15 protein-coding genes are annotated in these 17,991 nt (G+C 66.8%); 6 read left to right on the top strand and 9 right to left on the bottom strand.

All coding sequences use genetic code 11. The features are described from left to right. Positions 1-108 precede the first annotated feature (108 nt). Positions 109-999, bottom strand: a complete 891-nt coding sequence (locus AB1L88_RS11075) for a class I SAM-dependent methyltransferase (protein ID WP_367096717.1) — start codon at positions 997-999, stop codon at positions 109-111. A 231-nt stretch (positions 1,000-1,230) separates the two neighbouring features. Between AB1L88_RS11075 and ispG the strand changes: the two genes are divergently transcribed. After that, positions 1,231-2,400: a flavodoxin-dependent (E)-4-hydroxy-3-methylbut-2-enyl-diphosphate synthase gene (gene ispG / locus AB1L88_RS11070; RefSeq protein ID WP_367096716.1), complete on the top strand. Its 1,170-nt coding sequence runs from the start codon at positions 1,231-1,233 to the stop codon at positions 2,398-2,400. Positions 2,401-2,705: 305 nt separating this feature from the next. After that, positions 2,706-3,587 (top strand): hypothetical protein, encoded by an 882-nt coding sequence (locus tag AB1L88_RS11065; protein WP_367096715.1) that lies wholly within the window; start codon positions 2,706-2,708, stop codon positions 3,585-3,587. Between the two features lie 130 nt (positions 3,588-3,717). On the opposite strand, the gene nhaR is transcribed toward AB1L88_RS11065, so the two are convergent. Next, the gene (nhaR, locus tag AB1L88_RS11060; protein WP_367096714.1) at positions 3,718-4,650 is read right to left on the bottom strand and encodes a transcriptional activator NhaR; all 933 of its coding nucleotides are present in this window, start codon (positions 4,648-4,650) and stop codon (positions 3,718-3,720) included. Between the two features lie 272 nt (positions 4,651-4,922). On the opposite strand from nhaR, the gene AB1L88_RS11055 reads away from it, so the two are divergent. From AB1L88_RS11055 to AB1L88_RS11045, 3 genes are all read left to right on the top strand, one after another. Further along, on the top strand, positions 4,923-5,135 hold the full coding sequence (locus tag AB1L88_RS11055) for a zf-TFIIB domain-containing protein (protein WP_367096713.1): 213 nt from the start codon (positions 4,923-4,925) through the stop codon (positions 5,133-5,135). Between the two features lie 65 nt (positions 5,136-5,200). Further along, the gene (locus AB1L88_RS11050) at positions 5,201-5,461 is read left to right on the top strand and encodes a zf-TFIIB domain-containing protein (RefSeq protein ID WP_367096712.1); all 261 of its coding nucleotides are present in this window, start codon (positions 5,201-5,203) and stop codon (positions 5,459-5,461) included. Positions 5,462-5,646: 185 nt separating this feature from the next. Beyond that, positions 5,647-6,066, top strand: coding sequence for an NYN domain-containing protein (locus AB1L88_RS11045; RefSeq protein ID WP_367096711.1), 420 nt, complete (start codon positions 5,647-5,649; stop codon positions 6,064-6,066). Positions 6,067-6,299: 233 nt separating this feature from the next. Here AB1L88_RS11045 and AB1L88_RS11040 read toward each other — a convergent pair whose 3' ends face one another. The 7 genes from AB1L88_RS11040 to AB1L88_RS11010 all read right to left on the bottom strand — a co-directional run bounded on the left by AB1L88_RS11040 (position 6,300) and on the right by AB1L88_RS11010 (position 16,497). Then, on the bottom strand, positions 6,300-7,145 hold the full coding sequence (locus tag AB1L88_RS11040) for a hypothetical protein (RefSeq protein ID WP_367096710.1): 846 nt from the start codon (positions 7,143-7,145) through the stop codon (positions 6,300-6,302). Between the two features lie 378 nt (positions 7,146-7,523). Then, positions 7,524-9,812, bottom strand: a complete 2,289-nt coding sequence (locus tag AB1L88_RS11035; RefSeq protein ID WP_367096709.1) for a sigma-70 family RNA polymerase sigma factor — start codon at positions 9,810-9,812, stop codon at positions 7,524-7,526. 346 nt (positions 9,813-10,158) lie between these two features. After that, positions 10,159-10,671 (bottom strand): transposase, encoded by a 513-nt coding sequence (locus AB1L88_RS11030; protein ID WP_367096708.1) that lies wholly within the window; start codon positions 10,669-10,671, stop codon positions 10,159-10,161. 205 nt (positions 10,672-10,876) lie between these two features. Beyond that, complete coding sequence (locus AB1L88_RS11025; RefSeq protein WP_367096707.1) at positions 10,877-12,766, bottom strand: 4Fe-4S dicluster domain-containing protein; 1,890 nt, start codon at positions 12,764-12,766, stop codon at positions 10,877-10,879. A gap of 128 nt (positions 12,767-12,894) precedes the next feature. Further along, entirely contained in the window at positions 12,895-13,518 is a 624-nt protein-coding gene (locus AB1L88_RS11020) for a Uma2 family endonuclease (RefSeq protein ID WP_367096706.1), read from the bottom strand. Positions 13,519-13,531: 13 nt separating this feature from the next. Continuing rightward, positions 13,532-14,635: a DUF362 domain-containing protein gene (locus tag AB1L88_RS11015; RefSeq protein WP_367096705.1), complete on the bottom strand. Its 1,104-nt coding sequence runs from the start codon at positions 14,633-14,635 to the stop codon at positions 13,532-13,534. 107 nt (positions 14,636-14,742) lie between these two features. After that, positions 14,743-16,497, bottom strand: coding sequence for a DUF6599 family protein (locus AB1L88_RS11010; RefSeq protein ID WP_367096704.1), 1,755 nt, complete (start codon positions 16,495-16,497; stop codon positions 14,743-14,745). 261 nt (positions 16,498-16,758) lie between these two features. Here AB1L88_RS11010 and AB1L88_RS11005 point away from each other — a divergent pair, with 261 nt between their 5' ends. Continuing rightward, positions 16,759-17,973: a hypothetical protein gene (locus AB1L88_RS11005; protein ID WP_367096703.1), complete on the top strand. Its 1,215-nt coding sequence runs from the start codon at positions 16,759-16,761 to the stop codon at positions 17,971-17,973. Positions 17,974-17,991: the final 18 nt, after the last annotated feature.

Genomic DNA, 17,991 nt, shown 5'->3' with positions numbered 1-17,991 from the left:
GAGCCGACAGGCCGTCACGGACAATCCGACCGAAAAGGCGCCTGGAAGACCGACCAGGAGAGGGCAAAGGGGGGGGCATCGCATCGTGGAGAAGTGGGAGCGGCCTTCTCACGCGAACGGCTTCCGGCAGACGAAGACCTGGCAGACGTCGTCCTCGCGCACCGGGCCGAACCGGAGATCGACCTCGAAACCGGCATCGCGGAGGATCTCGGGAAGGTCGGCGCCGAACTCGGTGAAGACGGGGTAGCCCCAGTCGCCCCCGGGGTGGGACACCGGGGTCGCGAGGTGTTCGATCGAGCCGTCGGGGCGGAGCCGGGCGCGGGGGAAGGTGGTCGGGACCCCGGGCAGGAGCGGGACGGTGAAGACGTGGCGGCCCCCGGGGCGGAGGACGCGGCGGATCTCGCCCAGGGCGAGCGACAGGTCGGGGACGTGTTCGAGCGTCTCGGAGGTGAGGAGGAGGTCGATCGAGGCGTCGGGGTAGGTCAGGCGCTCCAGGTGCTCGCAGCGGACGCCGTCAACAAGTGCACCGGGGGCAGCATCGTCATGGAACTCGCTGAAGGAGAGGTGGGGAAGCCGGAGGAGGAAGGTGTGCAGGCCCTCGATCTCGTTGACCTCGGCCACGCGCAGGGATTGGGCCTCGGGAGAGGCGACCCAGTCGCGGAAGGAACGGGCCGGGGAGGGGGGGGAGCCGATGTGATCAAGGGAAAGGAGGACCTCGGCGATGCGACGGGCGCGGAGCTTCGCGCCGCAGGAGGGGCAGTCGCACGACTCCTTGCGGGCCCAGGCCTCGACGGCCGTGGGGGAGACGCCCGATCGCCGCTCCAGCTCGGGGCGGATGACCCAGCGTCGGTAGAGCTTCGGCCCCCATCGGCCGCAGATGATACAGCGATCGAAGCGGCGATGACGAATGGCCCCGGCATATTCGCCGAGTCGCCAGGCGAGGCGATGGCCGCCGTTCCAGAGCGGGAGGATCAAGGGTTTCAGGCGAGGCGGGATCACCGGGGGGCGGGCCTCCGTCGAAGGGGGTAGAACCGGGACGGGCCTCGGCCGGCGGGCCGACGGCGTGGTGTGTCGATCATCGTCACGAGGATTCCGAGGGACAATCCCCCGGCGCCGAGCGATCTTGATGGCCCGGCCGCGGTTGACTACGATAAGCATGGAATCACCACGCCTTTGCGTGAACGCTGCGCGAAGCACGACCACCCCGAACGATACGGACGCAATCCAGCGATGGCCTACTCGACCACGGTCCAGCGGCACAAGACCCGCGAGGTGGGGATCGACGACCACGTTGTCGGCGGCGAGAACCCGATCTGGGTGCAGTCGATGACCACGACCGACACGGCCGATGCCGCCGCCACCCTGGAGCAGATCAAGCGCCTGGAGGAGGCCGGCTGCGAGATCATCCGCGTGACCGTGCCCAAGAAAGGCGACGTGGAGGCCTGCCAGGCGATCCGCGACCACATCAATATCCCCCTGATCGCCGACATCCACTACGACTACCGGATGGCCCTGGCCTGCCTGGAGGCGAAGACCCCCTCGGGCCGCCGGGCCGTCGACAAGATCCGGATCAACCCCGGCAACATCGGCGGGATCGAGCGGTTCAAGGAGGTCGTCCGCAAGGCGAAGGACAAAGGGGTCCCCATGCGGATCGGCGTCAACAGCGGCAGCCTGGAAGAAGACCTGATCGAGAAGTACGGCTTCCCCTGTCCCGAGGCAATGGTCGAGAGCGCCCTGCGGCACATCGAGATTGCCGAGTCGCTCGGCTATCACCAGATGATCATCAGCCTCAAGGCCAGCCACGTGCCGACGGCCGTCGAGTGCTACAGCCTGTTCGCCGAGAAGAGCGATTACCCGACGCATCTGGGGATCACCGAGGCCGGTTCGCGGGAATACGGGACGCTCAAGAGCGCGGCCGGGATCGGGGCGATCTTGCTCCGGGGGATCGGCGACACGATCCGGGTCAGCCTGCTCGGCGACCCGGTGCCGGAGGTGAAGGCCGGGTTCGACATCCTGCGGGCGACGAGCCGCCGGATCAACGAGCCGGAGGTCGTGGCCTGCCCGACCTGCGGCCGGCTCGACATCGACCTGGAGCGGATCGTCGCCGAGGTCGAGGAGCGGATGAAAGGGCTGAAGCACCCGCTGCGGATCAGCATCCTGGGGTGCCTGGTCAACGGCTTCGGCGAGGCCAAGGAGGCCGACATCGGCATCGCCGCCGGCAGCGGCAAGGGGATCATCTTCAAGCGAGGCGTGCCGATCCGGCACGTCAAGGAAGCCGAGATGGTCGACGCCCTCTGGGAAGAGGTCATGCGCTTCGAGGAAGACACGCCTCCGCTGGAGTCGTACCTGAAGAAGCAGGAACAGAAGCAGCAGAAGTCGGCCCTGACCGTCATCGGTTGAGCCGTCATCGGCTGAGGGCGGGTCCGTCACCCCCGATCGGATCCGCCCCCTTTTGTTAGAACTCCGCCGCCCTCGTCGGACGCAGCCCCGGGCGATCGCTGCCAGGCGGGGTGTCGTCCCCCGGACCGTGTTTGCGAAGAATTCATCAACTGCACCCTCGCGAGAGATCTCTTCGCCAAGTACATTCTGATATGGTCCTCGCCTCTTGATGGCCCTTCGATTCGGTTCTCTCGAGACCGACCGGCGACCCTGGACCGTGCGTCGAATGACTTGTTCCGAACACGATCCATGGCAAAGGGGCAGAATTGCGATTATTCGACATCAACCTCGTCCGGAATCTGGTCGATCCCTATCTCTTCAGGACCGTGACCAAGAAGAACTACAACCCGACGACCGGGGCCATGAGGGATGAGCTCCGGCCGGTCATCGTCGATGATGGCGTCCTGCCGGGCAACGACCCGATGATGAAGGGCTCTATGAGCGACACGGCCGTGCTCCTCGAGGGACTTGCCCTGAACACCGGCAGCGAGGCCTGGTGGTTCGAGTACGGCCGCCGGGTCCACCAGCGATTCCAGAATGTGGGGTCCATGGGGATCCGCTGCGACCCCTGCACCGCCCTGGTCTTCTACCTGCTCCGCAGCAACAATTGCCGCGGGGCGCTCACGGTCATCGAGCAGGCCGAGGGCAAGTCCAACGGGCACTGGTTCCTGCTGGTGGGCTGCCCGAACAACGTGCCCATTCAGTATCCCGGGCGCTTCCCGCGCGGCTGCTTCGCCGTCGACCTGTGGGGCGTGGGCGTCAAGCGACAGCGAGGCGAGACGACGAGCACCACGGCCGTCCTCGATCCGGCATCCTGCTGCTACAGTTGCGGGGACAACTCCCTCAAGCGAAAAGCCCACCGGGAGGGCCTGACGACGGTCCCGAGCGGTCGGGATTTCGTCCGGGACACCACCGTGCCGGGATTTATCGGCAACAAGTGGCGAAGCAGCAAGCTCAAGGCGCTTGACGCCAGGCTCGACGACTATCAGAAGGGCACCGCGACCGTGGAGCAGCTCGCCTCGGCGTTCAAGGCCTGGGCCGACAAGAAGCCGACGCTCCTGGACGGAGAGATCGACAGCATTCGCGACAGAGAGGGGCAGATCAGGGCCTTGCGGGAGCAGATCCAATGGCTCGGAGGGGCGGTCTGATCCCGGACGTGATCGATGGACGAGGGGTGCCGCAATCACGGGAGGCAGGCACCTCGAAGACTCGGGGCCAGTCCCCATCTCCTGACGCGCCCCAGCCGGACGGGAGCCACTTCGGGGTCCACGTCGAGCGTCACGACGTGAACCCCGCGTCGGGGGGCTGTCCCTCGCCGAACGTCCGACGCGCCGCGTCGCAGAGGGCAATCACGGCCGGGTGGTGGATGGTCCGTTCGATCGTGACGGCGTAGAAGCGTTCGCGCAGCTCGTCGATGCGGCCGACCCGCTCGACGCCGTACTGCGCGCAGACCTCGGCCTCGACGACGGAGGGGACGAAGAAGAGCCCCTCGCCGGACTGGCCGAAGACCTTGATCAGGGCGCTGTCGGCGATCTCGCCCCGGATGTCGGGCCGCAGCCCTCGCGTCTGGAACCAGGCGTCGAGCATCCGCCGCAACGCGGAGGTCCCGGTCGGCAACAGCAGCGGGGCGCGATGGAGCGAGTCGGGGAAGCCGGGTCGATAGCGTTCGGCGAGGTCGGAGGTGCCGAGCAGGGTCACCCCGCATTCGCCGAGCAGGTGGGTGAACGCCTTGACCCGGACCTCGGGCACGAGGGGCGAGTCGGTGAGGACCGCATCCAGCTCATGGAGCGCCAGCTCGGCGAGCATCTGGGCGGGCTTGCCCTCGTGGCAGACAAGCGTGACCGCCTCGGGCCCCGTCATGACGGGTCGGACGAGGCGATAGGCGACGGTCTTCGGCATGGCATCGGAGATCCCCAGGGTCAGCCGCATGGGCCGTCCGGGGGGACGACCCCGGAGCGTCTCCATCAGGTCCGACGCCGTCCGAAACATCTCATCGGCATGGCGGAAGACGAGGCGGCCGGTTTGCGTCAAGACCATCCCCCGCCCCTGGCGTTCGAACAGGCGTTGGCCCAGGTTCGTCTCCAGCGTCTTGAGCTGCGTGCTGACCGTCGGCGGGGCGAGCATCAGCTCGTCGCAGGCGGCGGCGATGCTCCCCAGGCGGGCGACGACCCAGAAGTAATAGAGGTGGTTGTAGTTGATCGTAGGCTGCATGGGGTGCTCGCCAACTCTTCGAGAAAACCGAACGAAGCGATTCCTGCTTTCTTATAGTCGAACTGGGATTTTTTGCCAATAATCTCCACTGCCGGGGGCGCGGTGCCATGCCGCACGAATCGCACCGGGGGGGAGCGAACGGGAGGTGTGGCCCGTGCTCTCGGCAATTTCAGACCGAAGGACCCCTCACGAGCGGAACCGCTTGCATCATCGTTCAGCGAGGTTGACCGGAGGTTCCGCCGATTGCACTTCTTGCTCAGGAGGGTTTGCCCATGAAATGTCCCAGTTGCAACACGCGGTTGATGCCGGCCGATCGCGGCCCGGTGGCCATCGATTTCTGCCCGAAATGCTGGGGAGTCTGGCTGGACCGGGGCGAACTGGACACGATCATCCGGGAGTCTCGATCGCCCGACCACGCGCAGGGGGTCGCTCCTCCGCCGATGCTCAATCCGGGAAATGCCCGGGTTTCGTCCCGGCCGCATTGAGGACGGCGTGACGTTTTGCGGAACGTGTTCATGGTGACGGGTCGTTTCTCAGGAGGACACACGTCATGAGGTGCCCGAATTGCGACATGCTGCTCATTACCGACCATCGGGTCGACGTCGAAATCGACACGTGCCCCTCGTGCCAGGGGGTCTGGCTCGATCGCGGCGAGCTGAACGCGATTCTCGATCGATCGGGCGAGGTTCCTCTGCCGGCAGCCGAAGCCGCGCCGGTCGCCGACGGCGTCCCGGTCAGCGGACCCGGTCAGGGTCCGGGCGCCCGACGGGCCGAACCGTCGTTCTGGATGACAGTGCTCAACGCCGACTGAGCGATCGGCCGGCGGATTCGACCCCGGGCCTCGGCCCTGCTCCCGGACCGTTCGTCCCACGACACGCGTGGGGAACTCCGGGGCCAGGGCCGGGGCCCGGGTTTTTGCGTGATGGGGGAATCGAACTTGCATCGACGTTGCGTGACAACGACCACCCCACGGATCTCGACCAGGGGCGAGACGTGATGCCATCGAGGACCCCGCTCCTGATCGTCGATGCCATGAATGTCATCGGCACGCGGCCGGACGGGTGGTGGCGCGATCCGAATGCCGCGAAGTGCCGGCTCGTGGGTCGCTTGCAACGACTGGCGGCGGTGCGTCCCGGACGGATTGAGGTCGTCATCGACGGCCGTCCCGTCCGGGAGATGCCGGCAGGGGAGTACGACGGCGTCCTGGTGCATTACGCGGGGCATTCGGCGCCCAACGCGGCCGACGATCATATCGTTGCGCTGGTCTCCGACCGCCCCAAGGGTGTCACGGTGGTCACCTCCGACCGGGAACTCCGGAGGCGGGTCGAGGCCCTTGGCGCTCGGGTCGAGGGAGCGACCTGGCTCCTGGACCGCATCGATCAGGCCGAACACCCGGGACCTTTGCCCGAACCATGAGGATTCGCAACGCGCGGATGCCTCACCGTCCCGAGGACCCCGGCCGTCTGCCCCGATCCGGGCCGAGGGTCCTGACTGACATTTCTGGGATTGCCCGTTCTGGCCGCAGAACGGCCTTCGAACGTGCGGGACAGCGGACCGAGCATCATCATGCTGGCCACGACCGACCACGTCGGGCACAAAGCCCGTTTCGTCGGTGCCTGGCCCTGGGAGCAATTCTCCCCCAGTATCCGTCAGGGCTTCCGCCCACGTTCGTCCTTGATCAAAACGTCGTCGGGCAACTCCGGCAGATCGAAGATGTCCTCGGCGATCGGCTGGTTGATCTGGAGCTCGGTCACGACGAAGTTGATTTCGGCGACGAGTCGGTCTTTGCCCGCTCGAAAGTCGATCATCTTCCCGCGAGCCGGGAACCAACGGCCCCCATCGCATCGGAACGCCGTAGCCTGCCACTCGATGTCGGCATAATTGATCCGACGGGGGAGATAGTCGTGTTCGGGATCGAGCTCGCAACGAATTGGCTGGCCGAACTTCCCTTCCGCGATGAGGATGATCTGTTCGCTCCCATCCGGCGTCCGCACGACCTCCAGGCGTCCTCCGGATTGCAAGTATTCGTGCAGCGGGCGGCCCCCCGGAGTCCAGAGCCACAGGGCAGCGCAACCCGGAAATCCGGGGTGGTTTCCTCTCGTGCTCTCCTGGTCTTCGATCTTGACCTGGGAGATGCTCCTCGGATCCTGAGTTTTCAAAGCGATGCCATAGTAGGTGGTTCCATCCTCGATCTGGATGCGATGAGAGTTTGAACCCCGGCTTACCTGAAGCGAATCCTCTTTGAAGATTCGTTGATCGCCGACTCCCAATGTGTAGTCGATCGTCTTATGGAGCGAGAATTGTCCCGCCGAGTCCCAGCACAGCTCCTCGGATCGAAAATGGAGGGTCTGGACCGAGGACCACGCCCGCTCAATGGCCGCTCGGATCGCATCCAGATCGGGGCCATCGTGGCCGACTGCTTGTGCCGATTGAAGTGGTAAGACGAGAGTGACAAAGAAGGCCGCGACGCGCAACCGGTGCCGGACCGTTAACATCTGAACCTCCCGTCAGAGGAAGTGTGCGGACGTAGGACATGCCGGGGCAGGGCCGTGCCCGATTGCCGGAGTCATCGTCATCGTAGCGGCGTACGCGCCCCGGCTCAACGCCGTAGGGTGGCCCGGACAACGTGTTGTCCGGGCGGCGAAGCCGCAAGAGGCTATCGAGAGCGTCTCGCTTGAGCCGGGTCGACCGGGCGGTCCCCGGCCCCTCTTGTCGCTGCGCGACCCGGACAACACGTTGTCCGGGCCACCCACGGTTGCCTCACCGGCCCGAGGACCCGGGCCGGCTGCCCCGATCCGGGCCGAGGGCCCTGCCATTTTGGGTATCGCCTGAACAGGCCCGCGCTGGCCGCAGGACGGCCTGCGAACGTGCGTCTACGGGGATTCCGCGCCGGCGGGCGGGGCCGGGTGGTCGAGCCCCCTGGCCCGCACCTCCTCCTCGCTCAGCAGGCCGATCGGGTCGAGCATCACCTGTTCGCCGACCCGAAGCCCCTGCGTGATCTCGACCGTCTCGCCGTCGGACACGCCCACGGTCACTTCCCGCCATTCGATCGCGCCCTCGGGTGTCTTCACCGCCACGTGATCCTTGCCCCCGTCATGCAGCAAGGCTCGGACCGGCACGCAAATCACGTCGTCGAGGTCGGCGACAATGACCTCAACGCTCGCCGTCAATCCCGGGCGGAGGCCCTCGTGGCCCTCCTCGATCTCGATGAAGACCGTGTAAACGGCGACATCCTGGTCGGAGAAGAAGAGCTTCGGATCGGGCAACGGCTTGATCTCGACGACCTCGCCGGACAGCAAACTGTTGGGAAATGCGTCGACCCGGATCCGGGCCGGCATTCCCGGACGAACCTGGGCGATCATCGACTCGGGGAGCTTGGCATCGACCCGCATGTTGTCGATGTCCGGCAGCTTGAAGATCATCTGGCGCTCTCGGACGGTGGCCCCTTCCTTGATCGAGGGGCCCTCCTGACTGCCAAAACGGCCTTCCTCTTGGTGGTAGATGACGATCCCGTTGCCCGGCGCGAAGATCCTGCACTTCTCGATCATCCGCCGGAGCTTCTCCTCCTTCTCCTTCTCCAGCGTGAAGGCCGACATCTTGGCCAACTCGTCGGCCTTGGCCGTCTCAACCGCGCCTTCGAGCGACGTGATCCGCAGTCCGTAGGTGAATTTCCGGAGCACCTCCAGCGCCCGCTCGGCCTTCTTGAGGGCCAGATTGGCACGAAGGACAGCGACCTCTCCCTCCTTGACCGAAACCAACCCGAGCGCCTGCTCCGGGTGATCCTTGATCGCCTCAAGGCGTTCCCTGGCCAGTTCCAGTTCGGCGACGGCGAGTTCGATGTCGCCCTGGAGCGACATTTCCTCATGGGGAAAGGTCCCTTCCTTGAAGCACTGGACCTCGACTTCGGCCATCTCGCGGGTCTTGATGGCGTTCTGGGAATCGGCCTGAGCCCGCTCGGTGGCGATCTGCTGGTTGGCCAGATCGTTCTTCAGGGTCGTCGCGTCCAGCTCGCAGACCAGTTGGTCTTTGACCACCTTGGTCCCCTCGGGGAGGATCATGGTGATGGTGACCTGGCCCTCGACCTCGCTCCTGACCTCCAGATTGTTGGCGCTCTCCAAATTGCCGCGACCCACGGCTGTGGCGGTCAGCGGGCCAGACCGGACCTCGTGGACGGGGCGATCACCGGCATCGCCCTGGGGATCGACCCGCGGCGACTCCACCCGCGATGGACCCTTACGCGGCTCGTGGACCCTCGACACGCGAACATCGGTGCCATCGCGCTCGGCCTGGGCAAGGACGGTGATCCCGGTGGCCAGACCGGCTGCCGTCAGTCCCGCGATCGCCAGCATTCGGATCTTTGCGTAAATCATGGCTCTCAGCACTCCTTCGGTCAGGAGAAGGACGGCCGCCGGGACCGCCCCGGCCGCTGCCACCTTGCCCGCCGTGACACTCATCGCGGCTCGGGTCGCCGCCTCCGCCAGTGCCACCGGCACCGCTGCCTGCGCACGCTCCGACGCCAACGCCGCGCCAAACGCTCCGACCGACGGCGCCAGGCCTCGGCGAGCCAGCCGCTCGCGCAGCCGCTGCCGACCCCGAGCCAGACGGCTCTGAACGGTCCCCTGCGGCCATCCCAGCCGCTGGGCCGCCTGGGACAGGCTCAGGCCCTCCAGGCAGCAGAGCACCACCGCCGCTCGGTAGCGCTCTGGCAGCCGGCCCAGCTCCTCGTGCAGCGCCTCGCCGAGCCCCTCCGGGCCGCCCGCATCGACCGAGGCCCACGCCACCGACCTGGCCGCCCGCGTCTCGGCCCGGCGACGGCGAGCCGCCTCCGAGCGGGCGTGGCGCGCCGAGCGAATGGCCACGGCATGAAGCCACGGTCCCAGCGAGTCGCGCACCCAGAGCCCCCGGGCCTTGCGGGCCAGGATCTGGAAAGTCGCCTGGAAGGCGTCCTCGGCCTCGTGGCCGTCGCGCAGCACGGCCCGGCAAGTGCGCAGCACCATCGGCCCATGCCGCTCGACCAGCGCCGCGAAGGCCAGCTCGGCAGACTCCCCCTCGCGGTCCAAGAACCGCTGCAGGAGCTGCCCGTCGGTCAGCTCGCCGATGGTCCCGAGGTTGAAGAGGATGCGGAGCAGCTTCAGGGAATCTCCGCGTAAGGGCTTGGGCATCGACTCACGCTCCGACCGGCCGCCTGACTCGTCCTCTGTGGGGAGTAATGGGGCGGGGGCGGCCGATTTGTCCCACTTTCTCGGGAATCCTCGGATTGGTGCCGCCGCAGGGTGGCCCGGACAACGTGTTGTCCGGGCGGCGAAGCCGCAAGAGGCTATCGAAAGCGTCTCGCTGAGTCGGGTCGACGGGGCGGTCCCCGGCTCCTCTTGTCGCTTCGCGACCCGGACAACAAGTTGTCCGGGCCACCCACCCGCGGGCAGCGGACGAACAACCGGACCGTCAACGACTCTCTGGCGGGGTGGCCCGGACACCTCCGTTTTCCGGGCGGCGAAGCCGCAAGAGGCGTCAGTCGAGCCATCCGACAGGCACGCCGACGCCCCGGCCTTGCTCATAGAATCTCGCCGAACTCCAGGCCCAATCGCACGGGCTGGCGACCAGGCTGGCCCGTACCGGGTTCTGGTGCATGTAGGCGAGCTTCTCCTCGAACTTGTGCTCCGAGTAGAGGTTGAAGTCGTAGTAGCGGGGTTGCCAGATCAGCTCCGACAGGTCGAAGGTCCGGGCATATGCCGTCGCCCCTTCGCGCAGGAATCGCTTGATCTGTACGGAACTGCGTTGCTTCCACTGCTTCATGAAGTGGGAAAGCTGGTCGTCCTGCGGGAACCAGAGGATCGCGTGCACGTGGTCAGGCATGACGACGAAGCCGACACAGCGGCCGTGCTGCAATGACAGTTGCGAGGCGAGGACCCCGAGGACGATCCGCTTGGGCCGGTCGTGGTCGAGAAACTGACGGCGTCGATAGCACGAGAAGGTCACGAAGTGGGCGTGCCTGTCTCGGTCGAAGATACGCCTGGAGGCCATGCGATGAGCCTACGATTGTCTGCTCGGACCACAAGCCTCTCGTCGCTGCGCGACCCGGACAACAAAGTTGTCCGGGCCACCCAGTGGATGAAGACCATGACGGGAGCCACTGCCAGATAGCGTATACGAATACTGACAGGGCGGTTCGCCATGCCAGGGTTGAGGACGCCGTCGAGCGGGTGGTGATCGGCGGGACAGGCCCGGCTCAGGCCAGGAGCTGATCGGCGAGGCTCGGGTCTTCGACGAGCGAGAGGAGCAGGGAGCGTTCCTTGTCGCGCGTCTCGCCGATGGCGGTGACGTAGACGGCGGGATCGTCCTTGACGGGGCACTCGTGCTCGCAGATGCCGCAGCCGATGCACTTCTCGGGGTCGATGAAGGGGCGCTTGAGTTCGAGGGTGCCGCCCCAGCGGTCGGTGACCTCGACGTTGCGGGTGAAGATGGCCTTCGGGCTGGTCGGGCAGACCTCCTCGCAGACGACGCACTCGGTGTCCATCGCCCAGGGGAGGCAGCGACCGCGGTTGTAGAAGGCGGTGCCGGTCTTGATCGGCCCCTGGGCCTCGAACGGGCCGACGCCGAGCTTCTCGGCGATCGAGATCTCGCGGATGGCGCCGGTCGGGCAGACCTGGCTGCAGAGGGTGCAGTTCAGCTCGCACCAGCCCATCTTGGAGATCATGATCGGGGTCCAGAGCCCCTCGATCTGTGCCTCGAACAGGGCCGGTTGCAGGACGTTGGTCGGGCAGACCCGGATGCACTGGTCACACTTGATGCAGCGGCGGAGGAACTCGTCCTCGGCGACCGAGCCGGGGGGGCGGATCACGCGGCGGTCGAAGTTCTTCTTCACGCCGCCCGAGAGCCGGGCCATCGGGAAGAAGAGGACGCCGAAGACGCCGGCCAGCATCAGGGTGCGGCGATTGAGGGCAGGGCCGGTGACTTCACTCGCCTTGCGCGGGAGGAAGCGGAACTGGAGCGCGTCGTGCGGGCAGTCCTCGATGCAGTTGAAGCAGACGAAGCACTCGGACTTGCGCAGGTCGGTGTGGGGGTCGGAGGCCCCTTCGCAGCTCTTGAGGCAGAGGTCGCAGTCGGTGCAGCGGACCGGGTCGCGGTCGATCCGCCAGAGCGAGAAGCGGCTGAAGACGCCGAGCAAGGCCCCGAGCGGGCAGACCGCCCGGCAGAAGAAGCGCGGGATGAACCAGTTGGCGACGAGGAAGCCGAGGAAGATCAGGCCGACGACCCAGGCGAACCAGTATTCGCGGGTCTCGGTGTAGACCCCTTCGGTGGCCTTGTCGACCGAGGGGAGGACGCTGGTCGTCATCGACCGGACGGTCAGGGCGATCGGGTCGAGCAGGCCGATCTGGAGCGTCGAGTTGCCCCGTCGCGAGGCCTCGGCCGATCGGCCGAGGCCGTCTCCCACGGCCGAGAGGGTCTCGGGGACCCCGGCCCGCATGATGCCGATGCCAAGCCCCAGCACGATCACCCCGAGCAAGGCCCCCGAAACCGGCACGCGGGCCAGTCGGGTCGGGCCGAAGATCCCCAGAACCCGCAGGACGGCATATCCGCCCAGTGCGACCAGGCCCAGGCCGATCATCCAGGAGGCCACTCCAAACGCCTGGTTGAAGGTCGTGACCGATCCGCCCTCGGCCACCCGGGCGAGCGCGGCCTCATCGTACGCCTCGGCGATCTTGCCGGGCGCGTTGTAAATAGCGGGGACGATCCAGAGGGCGGCCATGGCGAGCATCGCCGCGAGGATGTAGTACTTCAGGGCGTAGATGCGGCGGTAGCGGTTGACCTCGATCATCTGCTTCGTGTTGCGGCGGTTGCCGATGTTGCCGAACAGGTGGTGCAGGATGCCGAAGGGGCACATCCAGTTGCACCAGACCCGGCCGAGCATCATCGTGATGCCGAGGATCACGAGGCCCCAGAAGAGGTTCCGGTAGATCGTGTGCGTCGTCAAGGCCGTGGCCACCGCCACCAGCGGAGACGCCTCCAGGAACCACGAGACCGGCCACCCCTTGAGGAACCGCAGGTCCGTGATCAGCAAGAAGAACAGGAAGAGTCCGAGGGCGAGCGCCTCGTAGGCGCGACGGATCTTGACCATCGGTTCCTCCGAACAGGGGCCGTCGAGCCCGGGGGGATGATTCGCGGATGAGTGCGAGAGTTTTCAACGAGTCTATCAGCAACGGGGGGAATTGTTGAACACGATTCCCGAGAATCCGACCCAGCCGATCAATCAAAGAGGATCCCCCTGAGGTCGAGCACGAACCCGAGGAGGACATCTTCCCCTGAGAGTGTGTCGGGGCGCTTGAGCACTTCGACGGAGAGGTCAGGGCGGTAAATCTCGACGGTCCTGGCCTTGATCGTGGGGTCGATCAGCCAGCCGAGCCGGGCGCCATTGGCGAGATACTCGCGCATCTTCGCCCGAAGTTCCCCCTTGCGATCGCTCGGGGATCTGACTTCAACGACGAACTCGGGGCAGATGTGGGTGAAACGGGCGCGGTCATCCTCGGAGAGCGATTCCCAGCGATCGCGGGAAATCCAGGCGGCGTCGGGTCCTCGGACCGCCGTGTTCGGCAAGGTGAAGCCCGCGGAGGGACCGAATGCAACCCCGGGCAAGCCGTTCGCCTGGTTCCAGTTCCAGAGTTGAGCCGCAATGCCGAGGTTGCGGCGGTCAGAATCGGCGCCCGAAGGTGACACGATGATCAACTCCCCCGCCGCGGACCGCTCCAGACGCAGGTTAGGGTTTGCCCGGCAGAGGCGCCAGAACGCCTCGTCGGAGAGGCGCAAACCAGGCCGGAAGCGAATCTTTATCGAGCTTCGCAGATCATCCCGCAAGGTGACGTTGCCGCTCATGGCAAGCTTGGCCTCAGGCGACGGTGATTTCCCGGGTCCACTGGGGACGCCAGTCGGAGGCGAGGCCGCGGTCGATGGCCTTGTCGAGGTAGAGGATCTCGTGCCGACGCTTCTCCAGGAGCTTGGAGACGCACCAGCTGTCGACGGCCACGTGGTCGGTGCCGACGACGATGGCGTCGGACTGCTTCACGTCGTTGAGGCTGCCGCCGGTCGGGCCGTTGCGCATGAGGAGCTTGCGGCCGTCGGCGATGACGAGGGTCGGGCGGATCATCTTGGCGAAGTCGGAGATGATGCCGTGGATGTCCTGGTGGAACTGGTTGCGGGGGTTGCCGAGCAGGCCGTACCAGTTCTTCAGGCAGATGGTCGCCTTGCAGAGGTTGTGATCCTTGACCGGGCTGATGCCGATGACCTTCGTCGCCTCCTTGAAGGGGGCGTAGAACATGCTCCAGGTGTCCTTGATCGTCTCGCCGCCGACGTAGAGCGGCTCGAAGTAGCTGGACTTCGGCAGCATCAGGGTGGCCCCGGCGCGCTGGGCGGCGTCGCCGACGCGGGTCTTGAAGAAGCAGCTCTCGGGGTTGTTGATCGGGTTGTCGCAGACGATGACCTTGCGCGCGCCGGCCGCGAAGCAGAGCTTGACGACGGCCGAGACCGTATCGGGCTGGCTGGTGGCCCCCAGGTCGGGGTTCTTGTCGAAGGCGACGTTGGGCTTGATGACGACCACGTCCCCCTTCTGGATGAACTGCTCGACGCCGCCCATTTCCTCCATGGCCGAGCGGACCATGGTGAGGGCCTGCTCCTCCCGGGCGGCGTATTCGGCGTCGGGCGATTCGAAGGCCGAGCGGTCGGGGGGGGTCGCGCGGACGACGACGAGGCTCGGCCGGCTGGGGGCGAGCGCGACCGAGTAGTCCTTCAACCGCACCGGAGGGGGCGGCTCGACCCCCTTCATCCCCCAGGGGTCGGTGATCGCTACGCCGACCCCGGCGGCCGCGCCGACGGCGGCCGCGCCGACGCCGACCTGGGTGAGGAACTGGCGTCGGGGGATGGGGGCTTCGGCGGGGTTGACCCCTCCGAGCCGCTCCAGGTTCTTCTGCTGGGTCCGGGTCAGCTTCTCGCCCATGGCGATGGCCTCGGTTCAGTTCGGGGTCGGAGGCGGCGGGAGGTCCGGCGAGGACACGAGGGGACGCGGCGCGGGGGTTGTCCAGTTGGAACAACCTCCCATCGAGATTATTCGCCGTCGTCGAAGTGCGGGACCGACTCGGGGAGCGACGCGGCGAAGCGGTCGATGAACGCCTGGGCGGCGTCGAGGTCGGTGGAGTCGTTCAGGCCGCCGACGGCGTTGCCCTTGCGGAAGATGACCTCGATCAGGCCGAAATTCTCGGCGATGAACATGGCGTCGGCCGCCTCGGTCTCGACCTCGGTAATCTTGGCGTCGAACGACTCGGCGTCGGCCCGATAGAGCTCGAAAATCTCCTGGGCCCGCTCGGGGGTGGCGTAGGGCCGGATGAAGGCCTGCCAGGTGAGATCGGCCTCGGCGTAGGCGGCCATGAAGACATCCGAGAGGAAGGCGTAGCCGAAGGCATCCTGCGCGAGATACTGCTCGTTGGTGCGGCCGGGTCCGTCGGGCAGGAGGGCGAACAGGGCGGTGGGGTCGGCCTGCTCGGTTTCGGCCTCGGCCTCGGAGGGGGCGGGGGCCTCGCCGTCGGCCATCCCCTTGGAGGCGTCGGCCGAGGCGATCGCGGTGTCGCCCTCGGACTCGGGTTCCGGGGCCGAGCCGGGGAGGATGTCGTTGGAGATGCGCCGGGCGATCGCGAGGGCAAAGTCGCGGAACTCGTCGGACTCGGAGGTCGGCACGACCTGGACGTAGTACGACTTCGCGTGGAAGAAGACGCTGGCCCCGGAGGCGTAGCCGGCGCTGCCGAGTTGCAATGATTCGGCCTCCTCGGGCTTCTCGGTGCCGTACTTGCCGAGGGCGTTCAGGGGGCTGCCCATCTCGAAGATGTAGAGCTGCACCTCGTTGGCGGGGTTGCCATCGGGGTGATAGAAGGTGTAGGCCATGCCGACCACGTCGTACTGCACGAAGCTCTCGGCGCGGCCGTCGATCTTCTCGTAGAGGTTGCCGGCGTTGAAGCTTTCGAGGGCCCGGCCGCCCGAGTCGCCGATCTCCCAGCCTTCGGGCAGGTCGCTCAGGGGGAGCAGGGCGGCGAGCGACCGCTGCTCGTCGGCCACCTGGGCGAGTTCGGCGTCACGCTCGGCCGGGGTCAGGCCGGGGCCGGGCGGTGTCAGGCGGAGACCGGGCGATTCGTCAGCAGCAGGAGCACCGGAGGTCATGCTCCCCCAGTCGGCCCCGGGGGGCATCATGAAGGGATAGGGGAAGCTCGGGGCGCCGGAGCGGGCGAGGTCGATGGGCGGGGCGGTCTCGTCGAGCAATTGCTGGGGGGCGTCGACCCCGACGGCCTTCCGGATCGTCGCCAGTTGTTCGAGGACGTTGGGCATGGCCTCGGCCGTCGGCGGCGAGACGGCGGCGGCGGAGCGGAGGGTGATCATCGCCTGGTCGAGCGCCTTGATGCCGTCGCTGATGAGCCGACGCTCGTCCTGGAGCCGTTCATACTCCTGCTCGGCCGCGGCGGCCAGCTCCTCGGCGTTGCGGAACTGGCGTCCTTGGTCCGCGACCGACCAGGTGCGGTTCGGGTCGAAGGCATAGCGGTCCTCGTCGAAATACTGGCTCTTGACGAGCAGGACGAGGATGATGCCCGGGACTCCCATGACCAGGGCCATGCCGCAGACGACCGACCACCACTCGGGCTTGCGGTAGACGCGGCCCCTGCGGGTGTGGAGGTACTCGGTGCGGCCGAGCAGGGCGAAGGCGATCGGCGTGGTGGCCAGGGCGATCACGCAGGCCAATGCGGCCAGGCCACGGAGCGGATCGGCCAGGAACCAGTCCTGGAGGAGATTCAAGGGGCCGGACGTGGTCGGTTCCATGCGTCTGGTTCGCTCCGGCTCGGGACGCGTGTTGAACGAAGGTTGAGCCTAACGCCTTCAGATTATAGCGGGGTCCGACCCGGGTCCGCAATCGCCGGCGCGGTCGCGAATGCCCTGGGCGGCGAACCTGCACGGCCGGGCAGGTCGCAGGACGAGGAGCGGAGGGGAATCGCGGGCCGGGAATTCGGGCTTCCTCGATTCTTGCCGTTATGCTTGGATGAGGTCGTCTCAATCCACCCCTGCCACGGAAGGCCACGGACCATGGACGCCCGATCGATCCTCCGCCCCTTGCTGTTCGTCTCGGTCGTGTCGATGGGAGCATGCTGGTCGCCGATCCCGGCGGCCGACGCCTCGGAGATCGACACGCCCCCCTACCACCTGACCCGGCTCGGGCCGTTCCGCGCGAGCGGGCTCAACAACCTGGGCCAGGTCATCGGATCGGGCCCGACGGCCAACAACGCGGGTTGGAACTCCTTCGCGGCCATTTATCATAGCTATGGAGAGCGGGCGGGGACGGTCGAGGCCATCCTCGGCCCTAAGAGTGCCGGCACGGAAGGGATGGCATTGAACGACCGGGGTCAGGCGGTCATCCACAACAGCAACACCATCTTCGATCCGAACGAGTCTGAGACCCTCTTCTGGGACGGGGTCGAGGCCCGGGGAATCAGGCCCCAGAGCCAGCAGAACCCCTTCGACCGCTTCTACGGCAGGGCCATCAACGATTCGGGGACGATCGCCGGCTATTCCTTCCCTGGCGGCGATTACCAGACGAGCCTCTGGTCCGACGGCCAGCTCCGACCGCTCGCCGACTCCCCCCAGCTCCGCTACGGCTGGCCCTCCGCGATCAACGACCGGGGCCAGGTCGTCGGCCACGCGAGTAGCCTGGGGACGGATCCGAGGGCACCGTGGACGCGATCTCATGCCGTACTCTGGGAAGACGGCCAGGAGATCGACCTCGGGACCTTGGGGGGGGAATATGCCAATGCCTCCGACATCAACAATGCGGGCCAGGTCGTCGGCCAGGCGCAGGACGCCGAGGGCGAGATTCATGCCTTCCTCTGGCAGGACGGCACGATGACCGCCCTGAATGGGCCGGGCGTGCGGGGGACCTACGCCAGGGCGATCAATGCGAGCGGGACGATCCTCGGCCACGGGTTGAACGACGACGGAGAAAATGTCTGGTTCCTCTCCTCCGACGGGTCGTTCCAGCTCCTGGATGATCTCCTCCCCCCGGAGTTCGACATCAAGTGGGCCTATTTCGACGATATCAACGACCTGGGCCAGATCGTCGGCCGTGGTTACGACGAGCTCCTGGGCCCCCAGTCGTTCCTCCTGACGCCCGGCTCGATGGACGCCCCGGCGCCGGTCGGCTCGATCCCCACGGTCATCCCCGAGCCGACGACCGTGGTGACGCTGGGCGTGCTCGGGCTCGTCCTGATGGTGCGTCGCGGGCGGACGCGGGCCTCGGCCCGATGACGACCCGGTCGGGATGAT

This window comes from Tautonia sp. JC769 (assembly GCF_040717455.1).
Taxonomy (GTDB): domain Bacteria; phylum Planctomycetota; class Planctomycetia; order Isosphaerales; family Isosphaeraceae; genus Tautonia.
This window is presented reverse-complemented; position numbering and strand designations above follow the sequence as displayed.